General features: G+C 37.6%; 8 protein-coding genes. All 8 read right to left on the bottom strand.

What is annotated here, in order from left to right; genetic code table 11:
• Positions 1-49 precede the first annotated feature (49 nt).
• The 8 genes from WFH39_RS01060 to WFH39_RS01025 all read right to left on the bottom strand — a co-directional run bounded on the left by WFH39_RS01060 (position 50) and on the right by WFH39_RS01025 (position 18,118).
• Positions 50-2,194, bottom strand: a complete 2,145-nt coding sequence (locus tag WFH39_RS01060; RefSeq protein ID WP_336688454.1) for a TonB-dependent receptor — start codon at positions 2,192-2,194, stop codon at positions 50-52.
• Positions 2,195-2,229: 35 nt separating this feature from the next.
• Positions 2,230-2,784, bottom strand: a complete 555-nt coding sequence (locus tag WFH39_RS01055; RefSeq protein ID WP_336688453.1) for a hypothetical protein — start codon at positions 2,782-2,784, stop codon at positions 2,230-2,232.
• A gap of 6 nt (positions 2,785-2,790) precedes the next feature.
• Positions 2,791-3,270, bottom strand: a complete 480-nt coding sequence (locus tag WFH39_RS01050) for a hypothetical protein (protein WP_336688452.1) — start codon at positions 3,268-3,270, stop codon at positions 2,791-2,793.
• A 3-nt stretch (positions 3,271-3,273) separates the two neighbouring features.
• Entirely contained in the window at positions 3,274-6,105 is a 2,832-nt protein-coding gene (locus WFH39_RS01045) for a T9SS type A sorting domain-containing protein (RefSeq protein WP_336688451.1), read from the bottom strand.
• A gap of 173 nt (positions 6,106-6,278) precedes the next feature.
• On the bottom strand, positions 6,279-6,584 hold the full coding sequence (locus WFH39_RS01040) for a DUF3467 domain-containing protein (protein ID WP_029295596.1): 306 nt from the start codon (positions 6,582-6,584) through the stop codon (positions 6,279-6,281).
• Positions 6,585-6,670: 86 nt separating this feature from the next.
• A complete protein-coding gene (gene rpoC / locus WFH39_RS01035; RefSeq protein WP_214590991.1) occupies positions 6,671-10,936 on the bottom strand; it encodes a DNA-directed RNA polymerase subunit beta' in 4,266 nt (1,421 codons plus the stop codon).
• Between the two features lie 84 nt (positions 10,937-11,020).
• Positions 11,021-14,842 (bottom strand): DNA-directed RNA polymerase subunit beta, encoded by a 3,822-nt coding sequence (rpoB, locus tag WFH39_RS01030; protein WP_235131850.1) that lies wholly within the window; start codon positions 14,840-14,842, stop codon positions 11,021-11,023.
• Positions 14,843-15,532: 690 nt separating this feature from the next.
• Entirely contained in the window at positions 15,533-18,118 is a 2,586-nt protein-coding gene (locus WFH39_RS01025) for a T9SS type A sorting domain-containing protein (RefSeq protein WP_336688450.1), read from the bottom strand.
• Positions 18,119-18,120 lie beyond the last annotated feature (2 nt).

The following is an 18,120-nucleotide window of genomic DNA, read 5'->3' as shown; positions in this document are numbered from 1 at the left end:
AATATTATAAAAAAAGCTGCTCCACTTTTGTGAAACAGCTTTCTTTAATTTACAGCCTGTATTTAAGGTTCAAACCATAAAAGAAATAGGATTTGCTTGGCCCCGGATTAAGATCCGTTGCTACTCCTTTCGGATAGCCACTTCCTGTATCTGAATCATTAATGCTGTTTCCTAAGAACAGAAATGTATAATTAATCTGATTGGTGAGATTATTTCCCATCACATAAGCATCAAGATCGAATCTTCCGAAAGATTTTTTATACCCCAGTTTGGAATTAAGCAATCCAAATCCTTTTACCAGATTGGTATTGGCAAAATCTGTGTAGACATTTCCTAAATAATTGTATGTGTTTACGAGATAAAAGCCGGGTTTTGTATATAAATCCAGACCAATTGCGTATTTATTTCTTGGAACGCCAACTACAGTTTTGTGGTCATAAGTTTGATCCGCTCCCAGCAATCTTGTTTTAAAATCTTTATATTTTGCGTCATAATAAGACATATTTACAAAAGGTACAATTCTGTTGATGAAAGAATTATCGTTTTTATACTGATATCCTATGCTCACTTCCAGACCATTATTTTTCTGGCTTCCTGTATTTGACCAATACGTTTGGTTTCCCGAATTTGGGATTACTAATTGTGTCAATTTATTAGAATAATCAATTCTGAATACGGAAACCTGATAATCCAGCTTGGTATCCAATAACAATCCGTGTACACTGAAATCTAACATCTTAGCACGTTCAGGCTGCAAATCATTATTTGCGGTATTGGTAAAATTAATGAAAGATGCGGTAGCTGTCGGAGCGTTGTATCCTTCACTGTAACTTAGATTAAAAATCTGATTTTTCCACTCTTTCTGTAGTGCAAAGTGCGGAGTGTAAGCTGTTTCGTACTGCTTGGTAAATGATTGGTCTTTCTTTCCCGTAATTAAACCAGGAACTGCAAATAAATCTTTTCTGTCGTAATTGGTTCTGTTCGCACTTACTCCCGCAAGAAATGTCAATCCCCAAGGTTTGTACGTTAGATAATCTATTGCAAAATAGGTTGCCTGATTGTTGTTGTATTTAAAATAAGAAGCTCCTGAAATGCCTGTAGTTTCTAATGGATTTGTGATGGATCCTGTAAAACGGTAACTGGAAGTCGTAGACATTGAATTCTGAATCTCCGTTCCGAAATCCAGTCTGTTTTCGAAATCTTTGAATTCATTTTTCAGGGTAAATGTGGAACGTAATCCTACGTTTGGAGAGCTGGTTACGCCGAAAGCCCCTGCAGAAACACTCTCCGTATTTCCGTTATAATAAAAAAGTGTGGTGTAATTTCTAAGATTCGGAAGAATATTTACAGAGTTGCTTAATCCTACTCGTGTGGATTTTATTTTTGTTCCTGAATTTTTTCTGATGTAGGCCGGATTTCCATTGTCGATTCCTGCGTAATAATCATCATAAGAAATCTGTCCGGAAGTATGTTCGTAAGAGTAAGCCTGACTTCCAAAGAAGCTTAACTGATCGTTTTTTCCGAGTTTAACTGTTCCGTTTACATTAAAAAAGTTTTTCAGACCGCTTCCGTTAGGTCTGTAACCATCTGTTTCAAGGTGACCGTATGCAGCATTCACAGAATAGTTTTCATCAGCAACATTGAGCTGAGTGCGGGACTGAAATGTTTTAAAAGCACCAACTAAAGCGTTTTCTGAAACAGTAATGCCTTTGGTAAAATCCGGACGGGTATAAAAGCGAACCGCTCCTCCTACTCCGCCGCCATACATGGTTGCCGCAGGTCCTTTGATCACCTCAACATTGTTTACATAAGCAAAATCGATGTCATCCAGAATGGTAATTCCTTCAGCATTGGTTAAAGGCATATTGTTCCAGTAGGCTTTTACTCCCCAGTTATTAAATTTCTGGTCGTTTCCGTATCCGCGGACAACCAGTCTCTGTCCTCCGAAATTCGTTCTTTTATCGACCTGAACTCCGGGCATTGTAGATAAAGTCTGATCTATTGCTGCCGGATTATTTCTGCCAAGTTCTTCTTCCGAAAGGGTTTCTACAGACTGTGCATGTCTTTTGAACTCTGCCCGTTCCTGTTTTATTTTTTTTCTTCCCTGGATTGCAACTTCTTCGATTTCTGATGATTGTTGTGCATTTGCAATTGTGCAGCCTAATAAAGCTGCAATGCATATATATTTTTTCATTGATTTTAAAAATTAATTATTTGTCGTTTAAAAGTTTATGATGAGATAAAACTTTTTTCCGGAGGCGGAATAATAACGGACAGATAATATGTATTTTCTAATCTTTTAAGATAATCTGATTTCGGTCTGAAATAAAAGGTAAAAAAATGAAGTTTTTCTGCTTCGAAAAAAGTATAAAAGCTGGATGTCTTTATGATTTTCTTATGCTGAAAAGGTGAATTAAAATGCCGCCATGCCCCTATTTTTTTAGCCGCAAAAAATTCTGAAAATTTTAGAATTGAATGAATAACAATATCTTTTTTATCAAAATAGCAGTGATAGTATTTTTCGCCGTTTTTAAGATCAATTTTAATGATATCGTAAGAAAATCCGTTTAACGTAAATTCTTTTTCTTCCTTCCATTCGGCATTTACAATTTCTTTCTCAGAAAAATAAATGGTTTCTGCCGCATCCAACTTATGATTTAAAATATGATATTGTGTTGTTTCATAAATTTTGGTTTTAATGTAGGAAACAAAAGGATAGATCATATTCATCAATACGATCATGAAAGGAATAAACAGAAATATGAAAAACAGTTTTTTGTGCAAAAAAATTTATTGTCTTCGGGGGATGAGTTCTCCCTCTGGTTCTACCAAAGTGAATTTTGGGATATTGATTTTGTAACTTTTATCAGAATCTTTTATGGTGTATTCTATCCAGTTTTCTTTTGGGTCTGAAGAAATCGTTTTTTCAGATTTTACAGCTGCAGATCCGGAAGGTGAATATTCCAGATTATTGATCTCGTCTGGTTTTTGAAAGCTACCTTTTACAGTTATTGCATCTTCTGAAACAGACTGTGCAAACTTCAACGTATTGCCTTCAGCTTTGAAAGATTTTACAGTAATACGATCTTTACTGTTTTTTAATTTTAAAGCTACAGTGTATAAAGTCCCTCTTATGCCGGGTCTTCCGCCGGACCATTCTGTTTTTTCCGCAGAAACTAAAGTTACATTACCCTGATAAAATGAGGAAACCGGCGCTTTACAGGAAAACGCCAGTATCCAAAATATAATTATCAATAGCTGATTGTTCATTTTTTAATCGTCATCTCCGTCATCATTTACTTTCCCTAAAACCAGATAGTTTCCGCTGTATACAACTGTTCCTTTGGATTCAGCTTTCAGGATGTAATTCCCCGGAGTTAATCTCTGACCGAATTCTTCATCAGATTTCACATTCTTTTTGCTGTAAACCAGTCTTCCAGAAGCATCAAAGATACTGATATCAACTGTATTGTATTTAGCAGAATCAAATCTTATGTGTGAAATCCCTTTTGAAGGGTTAGGGTATATTCTCGTTTCGTTGTTTTTACTTTTTACATCGCCAGTGGCTAAAGTAACGGTTGTATTCTGAGTAGTCCATGCTCCTCTTCCATAGGTAGAAACCAAAACGGTTCTTGTTGTAGGTCTGTAATCTAAATTTGTAACTCTTACATTTCCGATATTTCCACTGATAGAAGACCAGGTTGGCGATGCAGAAAGGAAATTGGTAGTTCCCCAAACTCCCATTTCTGTTCCCAGGATTACTTCATTAGCGTCATCAGGATTTCCAAGAATTGTTCTTACCGGCATATCAGGAAGATTTCCTTCTTTGTTTTGCCAAGTTGTTCCTCCGTCTGTAGAAAAGAATACACTTGTAAGATTATAATTGGATAATGTTACCATAATCTCATTTTCATTTTTCCCGAATTCGATATCAGAAATGGTTCCTGCAGCGGGTGTTGTAAGTACAGTAGACGCATACGATGTCGTATTTGCATTTGTAACCTTGATAATTCTTCCTAAATTAGTTCCTACAAATAGTGTTGTAGAAGCTGTTGTATAAGGAGAAACCTTCATCCATGAAATTTGCTCGTTTGTCTGCGCTGTTCCCACAGTCACTATATCATTAGTAAATGTAGTTGATGTTGCAGACAATCCGCCTGTTCTGAATATAGTTAGCCCTGAACGGTAAGAATAAAATACATTATTAACTCTGTCCAAAGCAATTTCGTTCACGAAATGACCATAAGCATTTCTGTTGGCGCTGGAGATAAGATAATAAGTACTGCTCGTTAACAGATAGTGATTATTGTACACATAACTTGCAATTTCATAATTATCCTGATCGTCATATTCGGTATACATTCCGTCTCCTGATGTTGCTGCCTGACTTGTTAAGAAATTATTAGCCTGTGGAGCGCCATATAACCACCAGGAACCATTATCCTGAGCTCCAGCTAAAAGTTCTTCATTAGAAGGTGTTTTAATAGGATTCAGCATAGCAGTATAAAACTGGGTAACGTTGTATCTTGTGTTTCTTGCAGCAAAACCTGATGTGGTTGCAATAGTGTTTTTATTTGCCGCAAAATAAATTCCCCCATCATTTCCAAACATCATCTGATTGGTAGAATAGTTATTAAAAGGGTTAAAAACTATTTCATGCTGATCTGCGTGTACCTGCGAAACCTGTAACGCAGCCATGTTATTGTTGTTGGACCATTTTGAAATCTGCGTCCAGTTTGCTGCTCCGTTTGTAGATTTGTACAGATCAACTCCTCCTATATAAACTGTATTATCATCCAGAGGATCGGTAGCAATAATAAGATCATAGAAAGACTGTCCTCTTGTAAAATCGTTTGCCGGAATTCCTGTATCTGTTGCTGTCGGAAGCGTGATAACCGGAGTGGCATCATTTGTTGCCTGCCATGTTGTTCCTCCATCCGTAGATCTAGCAATACGAACAGGTTCAGAAGTACTGTTCGCTCCCTGCATAAGGGCGTAAACTTTATTGGCATCTGTTCTGGAAAGTGTAAAATTAACTCTCGCACCGGAATTTCCGACATTGTAAACTACACTGAAAGTATTTCCATCCGCAGATTTTAAAATTCTTCCTCCTGAATCTATATTAGAATATCTTGAAGATCTTGTAGACACCCAAACTGAATTGTCTGCTCCAATTTCTATCTGCTGAATAGAATAGCCCGTTGTACTGGTTGTATTGGTAGTGGTATTAAGTGCCAGTAAACTTGTATTTTTTGTAAAGGTAGCACCTCCGTCGGTAGATTTATACAATCCTGCCTGACTTAAACCCTGAAATGCTCCATCGTTATAATTACCGCTTACACCGGCATAAACTTCCGAAACTCCTCCATTGTTTCTTACTTTGATATCATTGATGTAAAAATTTCCGCTTCTTACGTTACCGGAATAGGTTGGAGTAATGGTAAAAATTTGTGTCCATGTACTTCCTCCGTTAATGGATTTCCATATTCCTGAACCTATTGCATCCGCAGTACAGGACTCTCCTGTTCCCACGTATATTATTTGTGGATTATTTGGATCATAAGCAATGGATGATATAGAAGTATTCGCCCAGAATGTGCTTATTGGAGTCCATTCATTTGTACTTACCGAAGGATCCTGATTTACCCAAAGTCCTCCTGAAACACCTCCCGCAAAAACTCTCTTTCCTGTAGGATCATTCGGATCATACATAATAGCACGCGTTCTTCCGCCTACACTGTACGGTCCTCTTTCAATCCATGGTTCGTTAACGATCTTATTGGTAGAAGATCCTCCACTGTTAATAAAAGACATAGGAGCAGTTGGTGCATATTTCCCCTGAGCAATTTCTTCACTCAGCTTTGCAAGAGAACCAAAATTATTTTCACCCGTTACAGGATCCATCGTTCTCTTGAAATCTTCTTCGTTATAAGGATTAGGTGGAATTCCCGCAGACTTCGATAATTTATGCTGCTTTTTTAAGTTTTTCTGGTACTTGGAGTATAATTCCTGAAGATGCTTTTGATTTGTCTGAAGTGTTTTATCCTGAGCATATGCATTTACGGTAATGCATAGCATAATGCCAAGAATGGTATATCGTTTCATTTTTTTTATTTTTTACAAATATAAATGAACTGTAGAAATAATTTTATAAAAAATTATAATTTATATAAAATAATACAATTAAAACGATACAATGTAATTATTATGTTAAATGTAATTCATAAAAAATGCCCCAATAAAAATTGAGGCATTCATGTATTTTTTTAAAGTAAATCTTAAGCGTTTACGTTGTTTCCTCCTAATACGAAAGGTTCAACTTCTTTGATTTCTCCGAATTGCTGCTCGTAGTTAGCAATGTTTTGCTGAAGAGCAGAAAGTACTCTCTTAGCGTGAAGTGGAGCAAGAATAACTCTTGATCTTACTTTTGCTTGCTGTACTCCCGGCATTAACTGGATGAAATCTACTACAAACTCAGATGGAGAGTGGTTTACCAAAGCTAAATTAGCATAGATACCAGCTGCTACCATTTCGTTTAATTCGATGTTGATGTTTCCGTCTTGTGGATTTTGATTGTTGTCCATTGTTATAAAATATTTTTTTATTCGAAATTTTGAGGTTGTGAAAATATAAAAATAAATTCAAACCTCAAATTTCCGAATCATTATTTTTAGTTAAGATCTTCGAATTCTTTTTTAGAACCTACGATCACATTTTGGTATTCTTTAAGACCAGTACCTGCAGGAATTCTGTGTCCTACAATTACATTTTCTTTAAGACCGTTAAGATCATCTACTTTACCTGCAACTGCTGCTTCGTTAAGAACCTTAGTTGTTTCCTGGAATGATGCTGCAGACATGAAGGATTTCGTCTGAAGAGCAGCTCTTGTGATCCCCTGCAATACAGGAGTTGCTGTAGCCGGTAAAGCTTCTCTTACTTCTACTAAAGCTAAATCTTCACGCTTCAGTTTGGAGTTTTCGTCTCTTAATTCTCTTGCAGTAATCATCTGTCCCGGCAGGAATACTTTAGAATCTCCGGCATCAACTACCACTTTAAGACCGAATACTCTGTTATTCTCTTCCAAGAAATCATACTTGTGTTCAAGAGCACCTTCAAGGAATTGAGTATCACCTCCGTCAACGATAGATACTTTCGTCATCATCTGTCTTACAATGATTTCGAAGTGCTTGTCGTCGATTTTTACCCCTTGTAAACGGTAAACTTCCTGAATTTCGTTTACTAAATATTCCTGAACCGCAGTTGGACCTTTGATTCTTAAGATATCGTCCGGAGTAATAGAACCGTCAGAAAGTGGTGAACCAGCTCTTACGAAGTCATTCTCCTGTACTAAAATCTGGTTGGATAATTTAACTAAATAAATTTTTCTCTCTCCTGTTTTAGCTTCAACGATCAATTCTCGGTTACCTCTCTTGATTTTTCCGTAAGAAACTACCCCATCGATTTCTGTAACAACCGCCGGGTTTGAAGGGTTTCTTGCTTCAAATAATTCGGTAACTCTCGGAAGACCTCCGGTGATATCCCCTGCTTTTGCAGATTTTCTCGGGATTTTGATTAAGACTTTACCAGCCTTAATTTTTTCACCATCGTTTACCATTAAGTGGGCTCCTACCGGTAAGTTGTATGCTTTCTGCTCTACCCCTTTAGAATCTACCACCTTCAAGGTTGGTACGGCTTTCTTATTTCTGGATTCAGAGATTACTTTCTCTTCAAATCCTGTCTGTTCGTCAATCTCCAACTGGAATGATACCCCTTGGATAATGTCTTCATATTCTACCTTACCTGCAGTTTCTGCAATGATAACCGCGTTATACGGATCCCACTTACAGATTACGTCTCCTTTCTTCACTTTATCACCCGGCTTCACAGATAATATGGAACCGTAAGGTACGTTAGCCACCATTAACGGAGTTCTGGACTCGTTATCAGCAACTAATCTGAATTCTGTTGAACGGGAAACTACCACTTCAGCAGTATTACCGTTTTCATCTTCAGAAGTAATTGTTCTTACCTCATCCATTTCAACGATACCGTCTCTTCTTGCAACAATTGACGGGTTTTCTGATACGTTTCCTGCAGTACCCCCCTGGTGGAAAGTTCTCAACGTAAGCTGAGTTCCCGGTTCCCCGATGGATTGTGCTGCAATTACACCTACCGCTTCACCCATGTGAATCATTTTACCTGTTGCCAAGTTTCTACCATAGCATTTTGCACAAATCCCTTTTTTAGCCTCACAAGTAAGTGGCGAACGAACTTCAACTGCTTCTAATCCAGCTTCTTCAATTCTCTTCGCGAATGATTCAGTGATTACCTGATCTGCTTCTGCAATTAATTCGTCAGTTTCAGGATCATAAATATTATGTAATGATACTCTACCTAAGATTCTCTCTGAAATTCTTTCAACAATCTCGTCATTTTTCTTAAGTGCGGTAACTTCTGTACCTCTCAGCGTTCCACAGTCGTCTTCTGTAACGATAACATCCTGTGCAACGTCTACCAATCTTCTCGTTAAGTATCCTGCATCGGCAGTCTTAAGAGCGGTATCCGCAAGACCTTTACGGGCACCGTGGGTAGAGATAAAGTATTCTAGAATGGAAAGACCTTCTTTAAAGTTTGCAAGGATAGGGTTTTCGATGATCTCCGCACCGGTAGAACCGGCTTTCTGTGGTTTTGCCATCAAACCTCTCATCCCTGATAACTGACGGATCTGTTCTTTAGAACCCCTCGCTCCGGAATCAAGCATCATGTATACAGAGTTGAAACCACCTTGGTCAGTTTTCATTCTGCTCATGATCATTTCCGTTAATCCTGCGTTGGTATTTGTCCAAACGTCAATTACCTGGTTATAACGTTCTGTATCTGTAATTAGACCCATGTTATAGTTAGCTCTAATTTCGTCTACAGTTTCAATTGATTGTGCAATCATTTGCTTTTTCTCAACAGGAACCACGATGTCTCCTAATGAGAAAGAAAGACCTCCTTTGAATGCGTTTGAGTATCCTAAATCTTTCATTGCATCCAGAAACTTCACAGTTGTAGGGAAATCGGTATCTGCAAGGATCTTACCGATAACGTTTCTTAATGATTTCTTCGTAAGAAGTTCATTAATATAACCTACCTGCTTCGGTACAATCTGGTTGAATAAAATTCTACCCACAGAAGTTTCGATCAATCTTGTAACGATTTGTCCGTCTTCTTTAACCGGAAGCCTACATCTTACTTTAGCATTTAAAGATACTCTTCCTTCAGCATAAGCGATTTCCGCTTCTTCAGGAGAATAGAATGCAAGACCTTCACCTTTTACTTTCATATCTTCTGTAGAACTCAATTCTTTAGTCATGAAATAAAGACCAAGAACCATGTCCTGAGAAGGTACTGTAATTGGAGAACCGTTTGCTGGGTTTAAGATATTTTGAGAACCTAGCATTAATAACTGAGCCTCAAGGATCGCCTCAGGACCTAACGGTAAGTGTACCGCCATCTGGTCACCGTCAAAATCGGCGTTGAATGCTGTTGTTACCAACGGGTGAAGCTGAATTGCCTTACCTTCGATCATCTTAGGCTGGAAAGCCTGAATACCCAGTCTGTGAAGCGTAGGTGCTCTGTTCAGTAGAACAGGGTGACCTTTCATCACGTTTTCAAGGATATCATAAACTACCGGCTCTTTTCTATCGATAATTCTCTTTGCAGATTTTACTGTTTTTACAATTCCTCTTTCAATTAGTTTTCTAATGATGAACGGTTTGTAAAGTTCCGCAGCCATATCTTTAGGAATACCACACTCGTGAAGCTGTAAGTTCGGACCTACAACAATTACGGAACGCGCAGAGTAATCTACCCTTTTTCCTAATAAGTTCTGACGGAAACGACCCTGCTTCCCTTTCAATGAATCTGAAAGTGATTTCAATGGTCTGTTTGATTCAGATTTTACTGCTGAAGATTTTCTTGTATTATCGAATAATGAATCTACTGATTCCTGAAGCATACGCTTCTCGTTTCTTAAGATTACTTCCGGAGCTTTGATTTCCAATAATCTCTTCAAACGGTTATTTCTGATAATAACTCTTCTGTAAAGGTCATTCAAATCGGAAGTCGCGAAACGTCCACCATCCAGTGGAACCAATGGTCTTAGTTCTGGCGGGATAACCGGAAGCACACGCATAATCATCCACTCAGGCTTGTTGATCATTCTTGTATTAGCACCTCTTAATGCTTCTACAACGTTCAATCTTTTTAAAGCCTCAGTTCTTCTTTGTTTTGAACCTTCGTTGTGTGCTTTGTGTCTCAGGTCGAAAGACAATGCATCAAGATCGATTCTTTTTAATAATTCTTCAACCGCTTCCGCACCCATCTTAGCGATGAATTTGTTCGGATCAGAATCATCAAGATACTGGTTCTCAATCGGAAGAGTTTCCATGATATCAAGGTACTCTTCTTCAGTTAAGAACTCCATATTTTCGAAATCAGAACCGTCTAATTTTTTAGCAATACCCTGCTGGATCACTACATATCTTTCGTAGTAGATGATCATATCCAATTTCTTGGAAGGAATTCCTAAAAGGTAACCGATTTTGTTCGGTAAAGAACGGAAATACCAGATGTGCGCAATTGGAACTACCAGATTGATATGTCCGATTCTCTCTCTACGTACTTTTTTCTCTGTAACTTCTACTCCACAACGGTCACAAACGATCCCTTTGTAACGAATTCTCTTGTATTTACCACAAGCACATTCGTAATCCTTTACAGGACCGAAGATTTTTTCACAGAACAAACCGTCTCTTTCAGGCTTATGCGTTCTGTAGTTAATAGTTTCCGGCTTAAGAACCTCCCCTCTCGATTCCTGAAGAATAGATTCGGGTGAAGCTAAACCGATGGTTATTTTATTAAATCTACTTGATTTATTTTTATTTGACATTTGTTAGATTTTAAATTTTAGATTTTAGATTTTAGATTAATTTCCGAATGTTTCCATTCAGCATTTATAATTTAAAATTTAAAATTATTCCTCTAGTCTTACGTCTAATCCAAGACCTTGTAGCTCGTGAAGCAGTACATTGAATGATTCCGGAATACCTGGTTCAGGCATTGATTCACCTTTTGCAATGGCTTCGTAAGTTTTCGCTCTACCTATAACGTCATCCGACTTCACGGTAAGGATCTCTCTCAGGATATTTGATGCACCGAATGCTTCAAGTGCCCAAACCTCCATCTCTCCGAATCTCTGACCTCCGAACTGAGCTTTACCTCCTAACGGCTGCTGAGTAATCAATGAGTACGGACCGATAGAACGTGCGTGCATTTTATCATCAACCATGTGCCCAAGTTTCAACATATAGATTACCCCTACTGTTGCAGCCTGAGTAAATCTTTCTCCGGTACCCCCATCATAAAGGTGAGTGTGACCGAATTTAGGAAGACCTGCTTTCTCAGTGTATTCTGTAATCTGATCTAAGCTAGCTCCGTCAAAGATTGGTGTCGCGAACTTCAATCCTAATTTCTGACCAGCCCATCCAAGAACTGTTTCATAGATCTGACCGATGTTCATACGCGAAGGTACCCCAAGTGGATTCAATACGATATCTACCGGTGTTCCGTCTTCAAGGAATGGCATATCTTCTTCACGAACGATTCTCGAAACGATACCTTTGTTACCGTGACGACCCGCCATTTTATCTCCTACATTCAGTTTACGTTTCTTAGCGATATACACTTTAGCCAACTTCATGATCCCTGCAGGTAATTCGTCTCCGATTGAAATTGCAAATTTCTCACGGTTTTTAACCCCTTGAATATCGTTGTACTTGATTTTATAGTTGTGAATTAACTGTTTGATTAATTCATTTTTATCGTTATCAACTGTCCAGTCTGAACCGCTAACGTTTACATAATCTTCAACTGAAGTCAATAATTTGTGAGTGAACTTAACCCCTTTACCGATGATTTCTTCATCAAGGTCATTTTTCACGCCCTGAGAAGTTTTACCGCTTACAAGGGTATTTAATTTTTCAATTAAAGTGTTTCTCAAATCATCAAACTTTGCCTTGTAAGTGTTTTCAATTTCTTCAAGCTTAAGTTTTTCTTCAGTTCTCTTCTTTTTATCTTTGATGTTTCTTGAGAACAATTTTTTGTCGATCACAACACCTCTTAATGAAGAATCTGCTTTCAATGAAGCATCTTTTACATCACCGGCTTTGTCACCGAAGATCGCTCTCAAAAGTTTTTCTTCAGGAGTCGGATCAGATTCACCTTTTGGAGTGATTTTACCAATCATAATATCTCCAGGCTTCACTTCTGCACCGATTCTGATCATACCGTTTTCGTCAAGATCTTTAGTAGCTTCTTCAGAAACGTTCGGAATATCTGCTGTCAATTCTTCCATACCTAATTTGGTATCACGAACTTCCAAAGAATATTCATCTACGTGGATTGAAGTAAACCAGTCTTCACGAACTACTTTTTCGTTGATTACGATCGCATCCTCGAAGTTGTATCCTTTCCAAGGCATGAACGCTACCACTAAGTTTCTACCAAGAGCCAATTCTCCTTTTTCAGTAGCATAACCGTCGCAAAGTACCTGTCCTTTTTCCACTACATCACCTACTCTTACGTTTGGTCTTAGAGTAATGGTAGTACTCTGGTTGGTTTTTCTGAACTTAGTTAAGTTATATGTTTTAGTAGCAGACTCGAATTGTACTAAATCTTCGTCTTCGCTTCTTTCATATTTAATAACGATTCTGTCGGCATCTACATACTCTACAGTACCTGTACCTTCAGCGTTAATCAAGATTCTTGAATCTCTTGCAACCTGCTGCTCAAGCCCTGTACCTACGATCGGAGCCTGTGGCTTCAATAGAGGAACTGCCTGACGCATCATGTTCGATCCCATCAACGCACGGTTCGCATCATCATGCTCCAAGAAAGGAATTAATGAAGCAGAAATACCAGAAATCTGGTTTGGTGCAACGTCGATAAGGTCTACCTGAGATGGCTCAACTACAGGATAGTCACCATCTAATCTTGCAATAATTCTGTCTGTTTCGAATTCACCGTTGTCGCTCAATTCAACGTTTGCCTGAGCAATAACTTTAGATTCCTCGTCTTCTGCATTTAAGTAGATAGGATCTGCATTAAGCTCGATTTTACCATTTTCTACTTTTCTGTACGGAGTTTCGATGAAACCAAGTCTGTTAATTTTCGCATAAATACCTAAAGATGAAATCAAACCGATGTTTGGTCCTTCCGGAGTTTCAATCGGACAAATTCTTCCGTAGTGGGTATGGTGAACGTCTCGAACCTCGAAACCTGCTCTTTCTCTTGATAAACCTCCAGGTCCTAATGCAGAAAGTCTACGCTTGTGCGTGATTTCTGATAGAGGGTTGGTTTGATCCATGAACTGAGAAAGCTGGTTGGTACCAAAGAACGAGTTGATTACTGATGTTAAAGTTTTCGCGTTAACAAGATCAAGAGGAGTAAAGATTTCGTTATCTCTAACGTTCATTCTTTCCTTGATTGTTCTTGCAATTCTTGAAAGACCTACCCCAAACTGTCCTGCCAATTGCTCACCAACAGTTTTAATTCTTCTGTTTGATAAGTGGTCGATATCATCAACCTCAGCTTTAGAGTTTACAAGTTCGATCAAGTGTCTTACAATCGCAATGATATCCTCTTTTGTAAGAACCTCAGTTGTCGTAGGAATGTTTAGACCTAACTTTTTGTTTAGTCTGTAACGTCCTACTTCACCAAGAGAGTATCTCTGCTCAGAGAAGAATAATTTTTCAATGATTCCTCTTGCTGTTTCCTCATCTGGCGGATCTGCGTTTCTTAGCTGACGATAGATATATTCTACTGCTTCTTTTTCAGAGTTTGTAGGGTCTTTCTGTAGTGTATTCTGGATGATAGAGAATTCATTGCTGTTTTCTTTGTGAATCAGGATTGATTTCACACCCGCATCAAGAATAAGATCTAAATGTTCTTTTTCAAGAATCGTTTCTCTGTCTAAGATGATTTCGTTTCTTTCGATAGAAACAACCTCACCGGTATCTTCGTCTACGAAATCTTCGAACCAAGTGTTCAATACTCTCGCAGCCAATGTTCTTCCTTCTACTTTTTTAAGGGCAGCTTTAGAAACTTTCACTTCTTCAGCAAGGTCGAAGATCTGAAGAATATCCTTATCAGACTCATACCCGATCGCTCTTAATAGAGTGGTTAATGGTAATTTTTTCTTACGGTCGATATAGGCGTACATTACGCTGTTGATATCTGTCGTAAATTCCATCCAAGATCCTTTGAAAGGGATAATTCTTGAATAGTACAATTTGGTTCCGTTTGCGTGATAAGTCTGTCCGAAGAATACACCCGGAGATCTGTGTAACTGAGTTACGATTACACGTTCTGCTCCATTGATAATGAATGAACCAGAGGGCGTCATGTAAGGAACCGGACCTAAGTATACATCCTGAACCACAGTCTGGAAATCCTCGTGTTCAGGGTCTGTACAATACAATTTAAGTCTTGCTTTAAGAGGAACGGAATACGTTAAACCTCTTTCCACACACTCATCGATTGAATAACGTGGAGAATCTACCAAATAATCCAAAAATTCCAATACGAATTGGTTTCTGGAATCGGTAATCGGGAAATTTTCCTGAAAAGTCTTGTAAAGACCTTCATTTTTTCTGTCTTCAGGAAGCGTATCAAGCTGGAAAAATTCACTAAAAGACTCAATCTGGATATCCAGAAAGTCCGGAGTAATGATTTTTCCTTTCGCTGAAGAGAAATTCACTCTCTGATTTCCCCTAGTTGTAGGTGTTGTTTTACTCATAAAACTTTTAAGAAAGGTTAAAAAATATTTTGATTCATTAAAAAATATCAGAAAAAAGAGTTTGAGAAGAGAAAAGTTCCAAAAGACCTTATAATGTTGGCGCTATTAGAAATAGTCTTATATTTTTTTCTCTTGATTCTCAGAATCTTATTCCTAACTGCAACACTGGTATATCTTTTCACAGCGTAATGCAAAATATTTTTATTACTTTTGAGGCAGAACAGCCGCAGTATCTATACATACGAAATCCTCTTCATTTCCATGAAAGAGGTGATATTCAATATTTTATAGATTTACAAACAATTATTCGCGCCAAAAGAGACTGCAAATTTACAACATTTTATTTTCATATACAAATAAAACAACTTCATTTTGAAGATGTTAATTATTTCGTTGAAAAATAAAAAAGGTCATCCAAAATATGGATGACCCGCCCTTAATAAAAAAAACTTAATCTTAAAATTAATTATATAACCTAAGATTTAGCTGTATTTTAAAATACTGAACAGAATAATTAATTCTATTACAATATATATTTTTCAGAACTAAAAATATTTTAAACTTTAATCTGTCAATATATAAAATTAATAAAAAAAATATTAAAATATTAATTTTCAGATAATTAAAATTTCAAAAACACAAGTCACCCCTTCGGATGACTTGTGTGTAGAAACTATTTGCTTATTGAAATTACCTCACGATGACCTTATATGATTTTACAGTCGTTTTTGTTTCTACTTTTATAACATACATTCCTGCAGGTAAAGAAGAAGTACCGATTTCAGCATTTCCGGAGAATTTACCTGATTTGATTAATTGTCCCTGAGCTGAAAACAAAGTATAAACACCTTCTTCGTTAGATTTTACATTTAAATTTTCACCTGCTTTTACAGGATTAGGATACACTTTAACATCATTTGCAGCAGTTTTTACTTCTCCAAGAGATGCTTTTGCTGTTAGACCGCTGTTTTTAGCTACAGAAGAATATGGAGAAAGAGGAGAATTCGGAGAACCTTTTTTAACAAGATCCGTATCTACAACCGCCTGAATTCCATCTGCATCTGCATCATCTATTCTTGAAATAAATCCTTCTCCAAGATCATCCAGATTATCCTTACCGATGGTATAAAGATCGAAGTCCACGTTATTGGATTTAAGATCCACAAAGTCTGGCTTATCATCTCCGTCTGTATTTTTTAAAGGATATTTCATCACTCCGGAATCCGGTGCTGTTTCAAGAACATCTGCAATTCCGTTATTTCCTACCGCAACTCCGCTATCAATTACTCCATTATGGTCTGCGTCAATCTGATCAATAACCGAAGCCGGGATTCCTGATTCAAATAAATCTAAAATACCATCATTATCCGAATCCAGATCAAGGTAACTTGAAATTCCGTCTCCCAATTCTGAAATTACCAGTTTATTTCCATCCACATCATCATCTTCAAATTTTCCGTTCCCGTTAAGATCTTCCAGCGCATCTGGAATACCGTCGTTATCAGAATCTTTATCACAAGCATCAGCAATTCCGTCTCCATCACTGTCTACAGCCGAAGACTTATCGTTCACCGCAGAACATCCTTCCGCACAATCCGGAATACCATTTCCGTTATTATCAATACTGTCGTTTCCGTTCGGACACTTATCATTACAGTTCGGAACACCATCCTGATCATCATCAAGCTGAACAAAAGCATTATAAATATAATATTGCTGAGCCAGAGTAATTCCGATTCCCGGATTGATTTCAATTTTCATCCTGTCAAACGATTTTGTTGCAGTAAAGCCTACATAAAACTGATTGGTTGAAGAAGTAAAGAACTGTCCACTGAACAATCCGCCCGAAGTTCTGGATTCCGTTACTGTTGTTCCTTTATAAAAAGTAACGGTAATATAATCTAAAGCATTTACAGTTAATAAATTAGCACTTTTCGTTAATGTAAATCCGCCAAAAGTTCCCGCAGGATATTCTCCCGTATTGCTTTTAACCGTTAGTCTAACGGTAGGAATTAACAAATTTATAGGAGATAAATTTACTGTAGCAAAATTTGTGGTGTTGGTATCTACAACGTTTCCTGTGTTGGTAATGTTGGTTAATCCGAAAATCGTTCCGGAAGCACCTGTCCAAGAAGCACCCTGTACAATATCTCCTAATCTTGAAGTTCCCGAAGTCTGAATGTACTCATTACAGTCGCAGTCCTGAGGTTCTTCGAAGGCATAAAATACTTTCATCGCTCCAAAATTTACCCCTACAGTCTGAGTGATCTTTAATCTCACTTCATTGAAAGGTTTTGTTGTATTGAGGGAAATTTTTTGTTTGTTGGAGCCGAATCTTAAAACTTTAATATTAATAAGCCCTCCTCCATCAAATAAGTTTTTAGAATCCTGTAATTGTCCGAATAAATAAGTTTCAATTGTTATGTTCTTCAAAAATTCAGCACTCAATAACTTGCCCTGATCATCAGGTTCGATTACAAAGCCCGCTTTATTTCCTGCAGGATAAACCTGATTTTTGTCTAAAACACCCACAGAGTAAGAACCTAACAAACCAGCAGGTAAAACAACAGAACCGTAAGAATTTTTGTCTCCGTCTCCAATTTTATCTCTGTCAATTACAAAAGAAAGAGGTGCTAAAAAGTTACTGCTTCCCGAAACATTCCCATCCACTCCGTTTCCGGCAATAATATCATCGCAAATCCCGTTATTGTCTACAGGAACTTTATTCGGATCGAAAGCAAATGCATAATAAACATTCAGCGCGCTGAATACTGAGAGAGCATTAACCTGATATAGTCTTACTTCATCAAAACTTTTAGACGTTTTAAAATGCAGGAAAACTCTTGTTTTTGTACCTCCAAATGCAGGTACAGACAACAAAGTAGCACTATTGGAACATTCCTGAAGAACTCCCGCTTTATAAGTACTTATTCTTAAATTACTTAAAAAACTTGCTGTAAAAATACTGGTACCAAGATCTACATTAAATCCTGTAATATAACCTGCAGGATAGGTAACATTTGTATTTTTTACAGATACTCCGTTTCCGCTTACCAAAGTGGCAAAGCTTCCCATACTGACACTGTTATCTAAATTGGCATCAATAAGAGGATTCATGCTTCCGCTGTAACAGGCAATACATATACCATTAGCATTTAATGGTTTTGCCTCCACACCCATTCCGCGGATCGGTGTGTAGCCTTGTCCGAAAATCTTTACAGACAACAGTAACAGCATCAGAAAAGCTGTAGTTTTCCCGAATAATTTTTTTGTCATTT

Origin of the sequence: Chryseobacterium sp. MMO-72 (assembly GCF_037146035.1) — a bacterium.
Taxonomy (GTDB): domain Bacteria; phylum Bacteroidota; class Bacteroidia; order Flavobacteriales; family Weeksellaceae; genus Chryseobacterium; species Chryseobacterium indicum.
The sequence above is the reverse complement of the archived record's forward strand: the minus strand, read 5'-3'. Positions and strand labels throughout refer to the sequence as shown.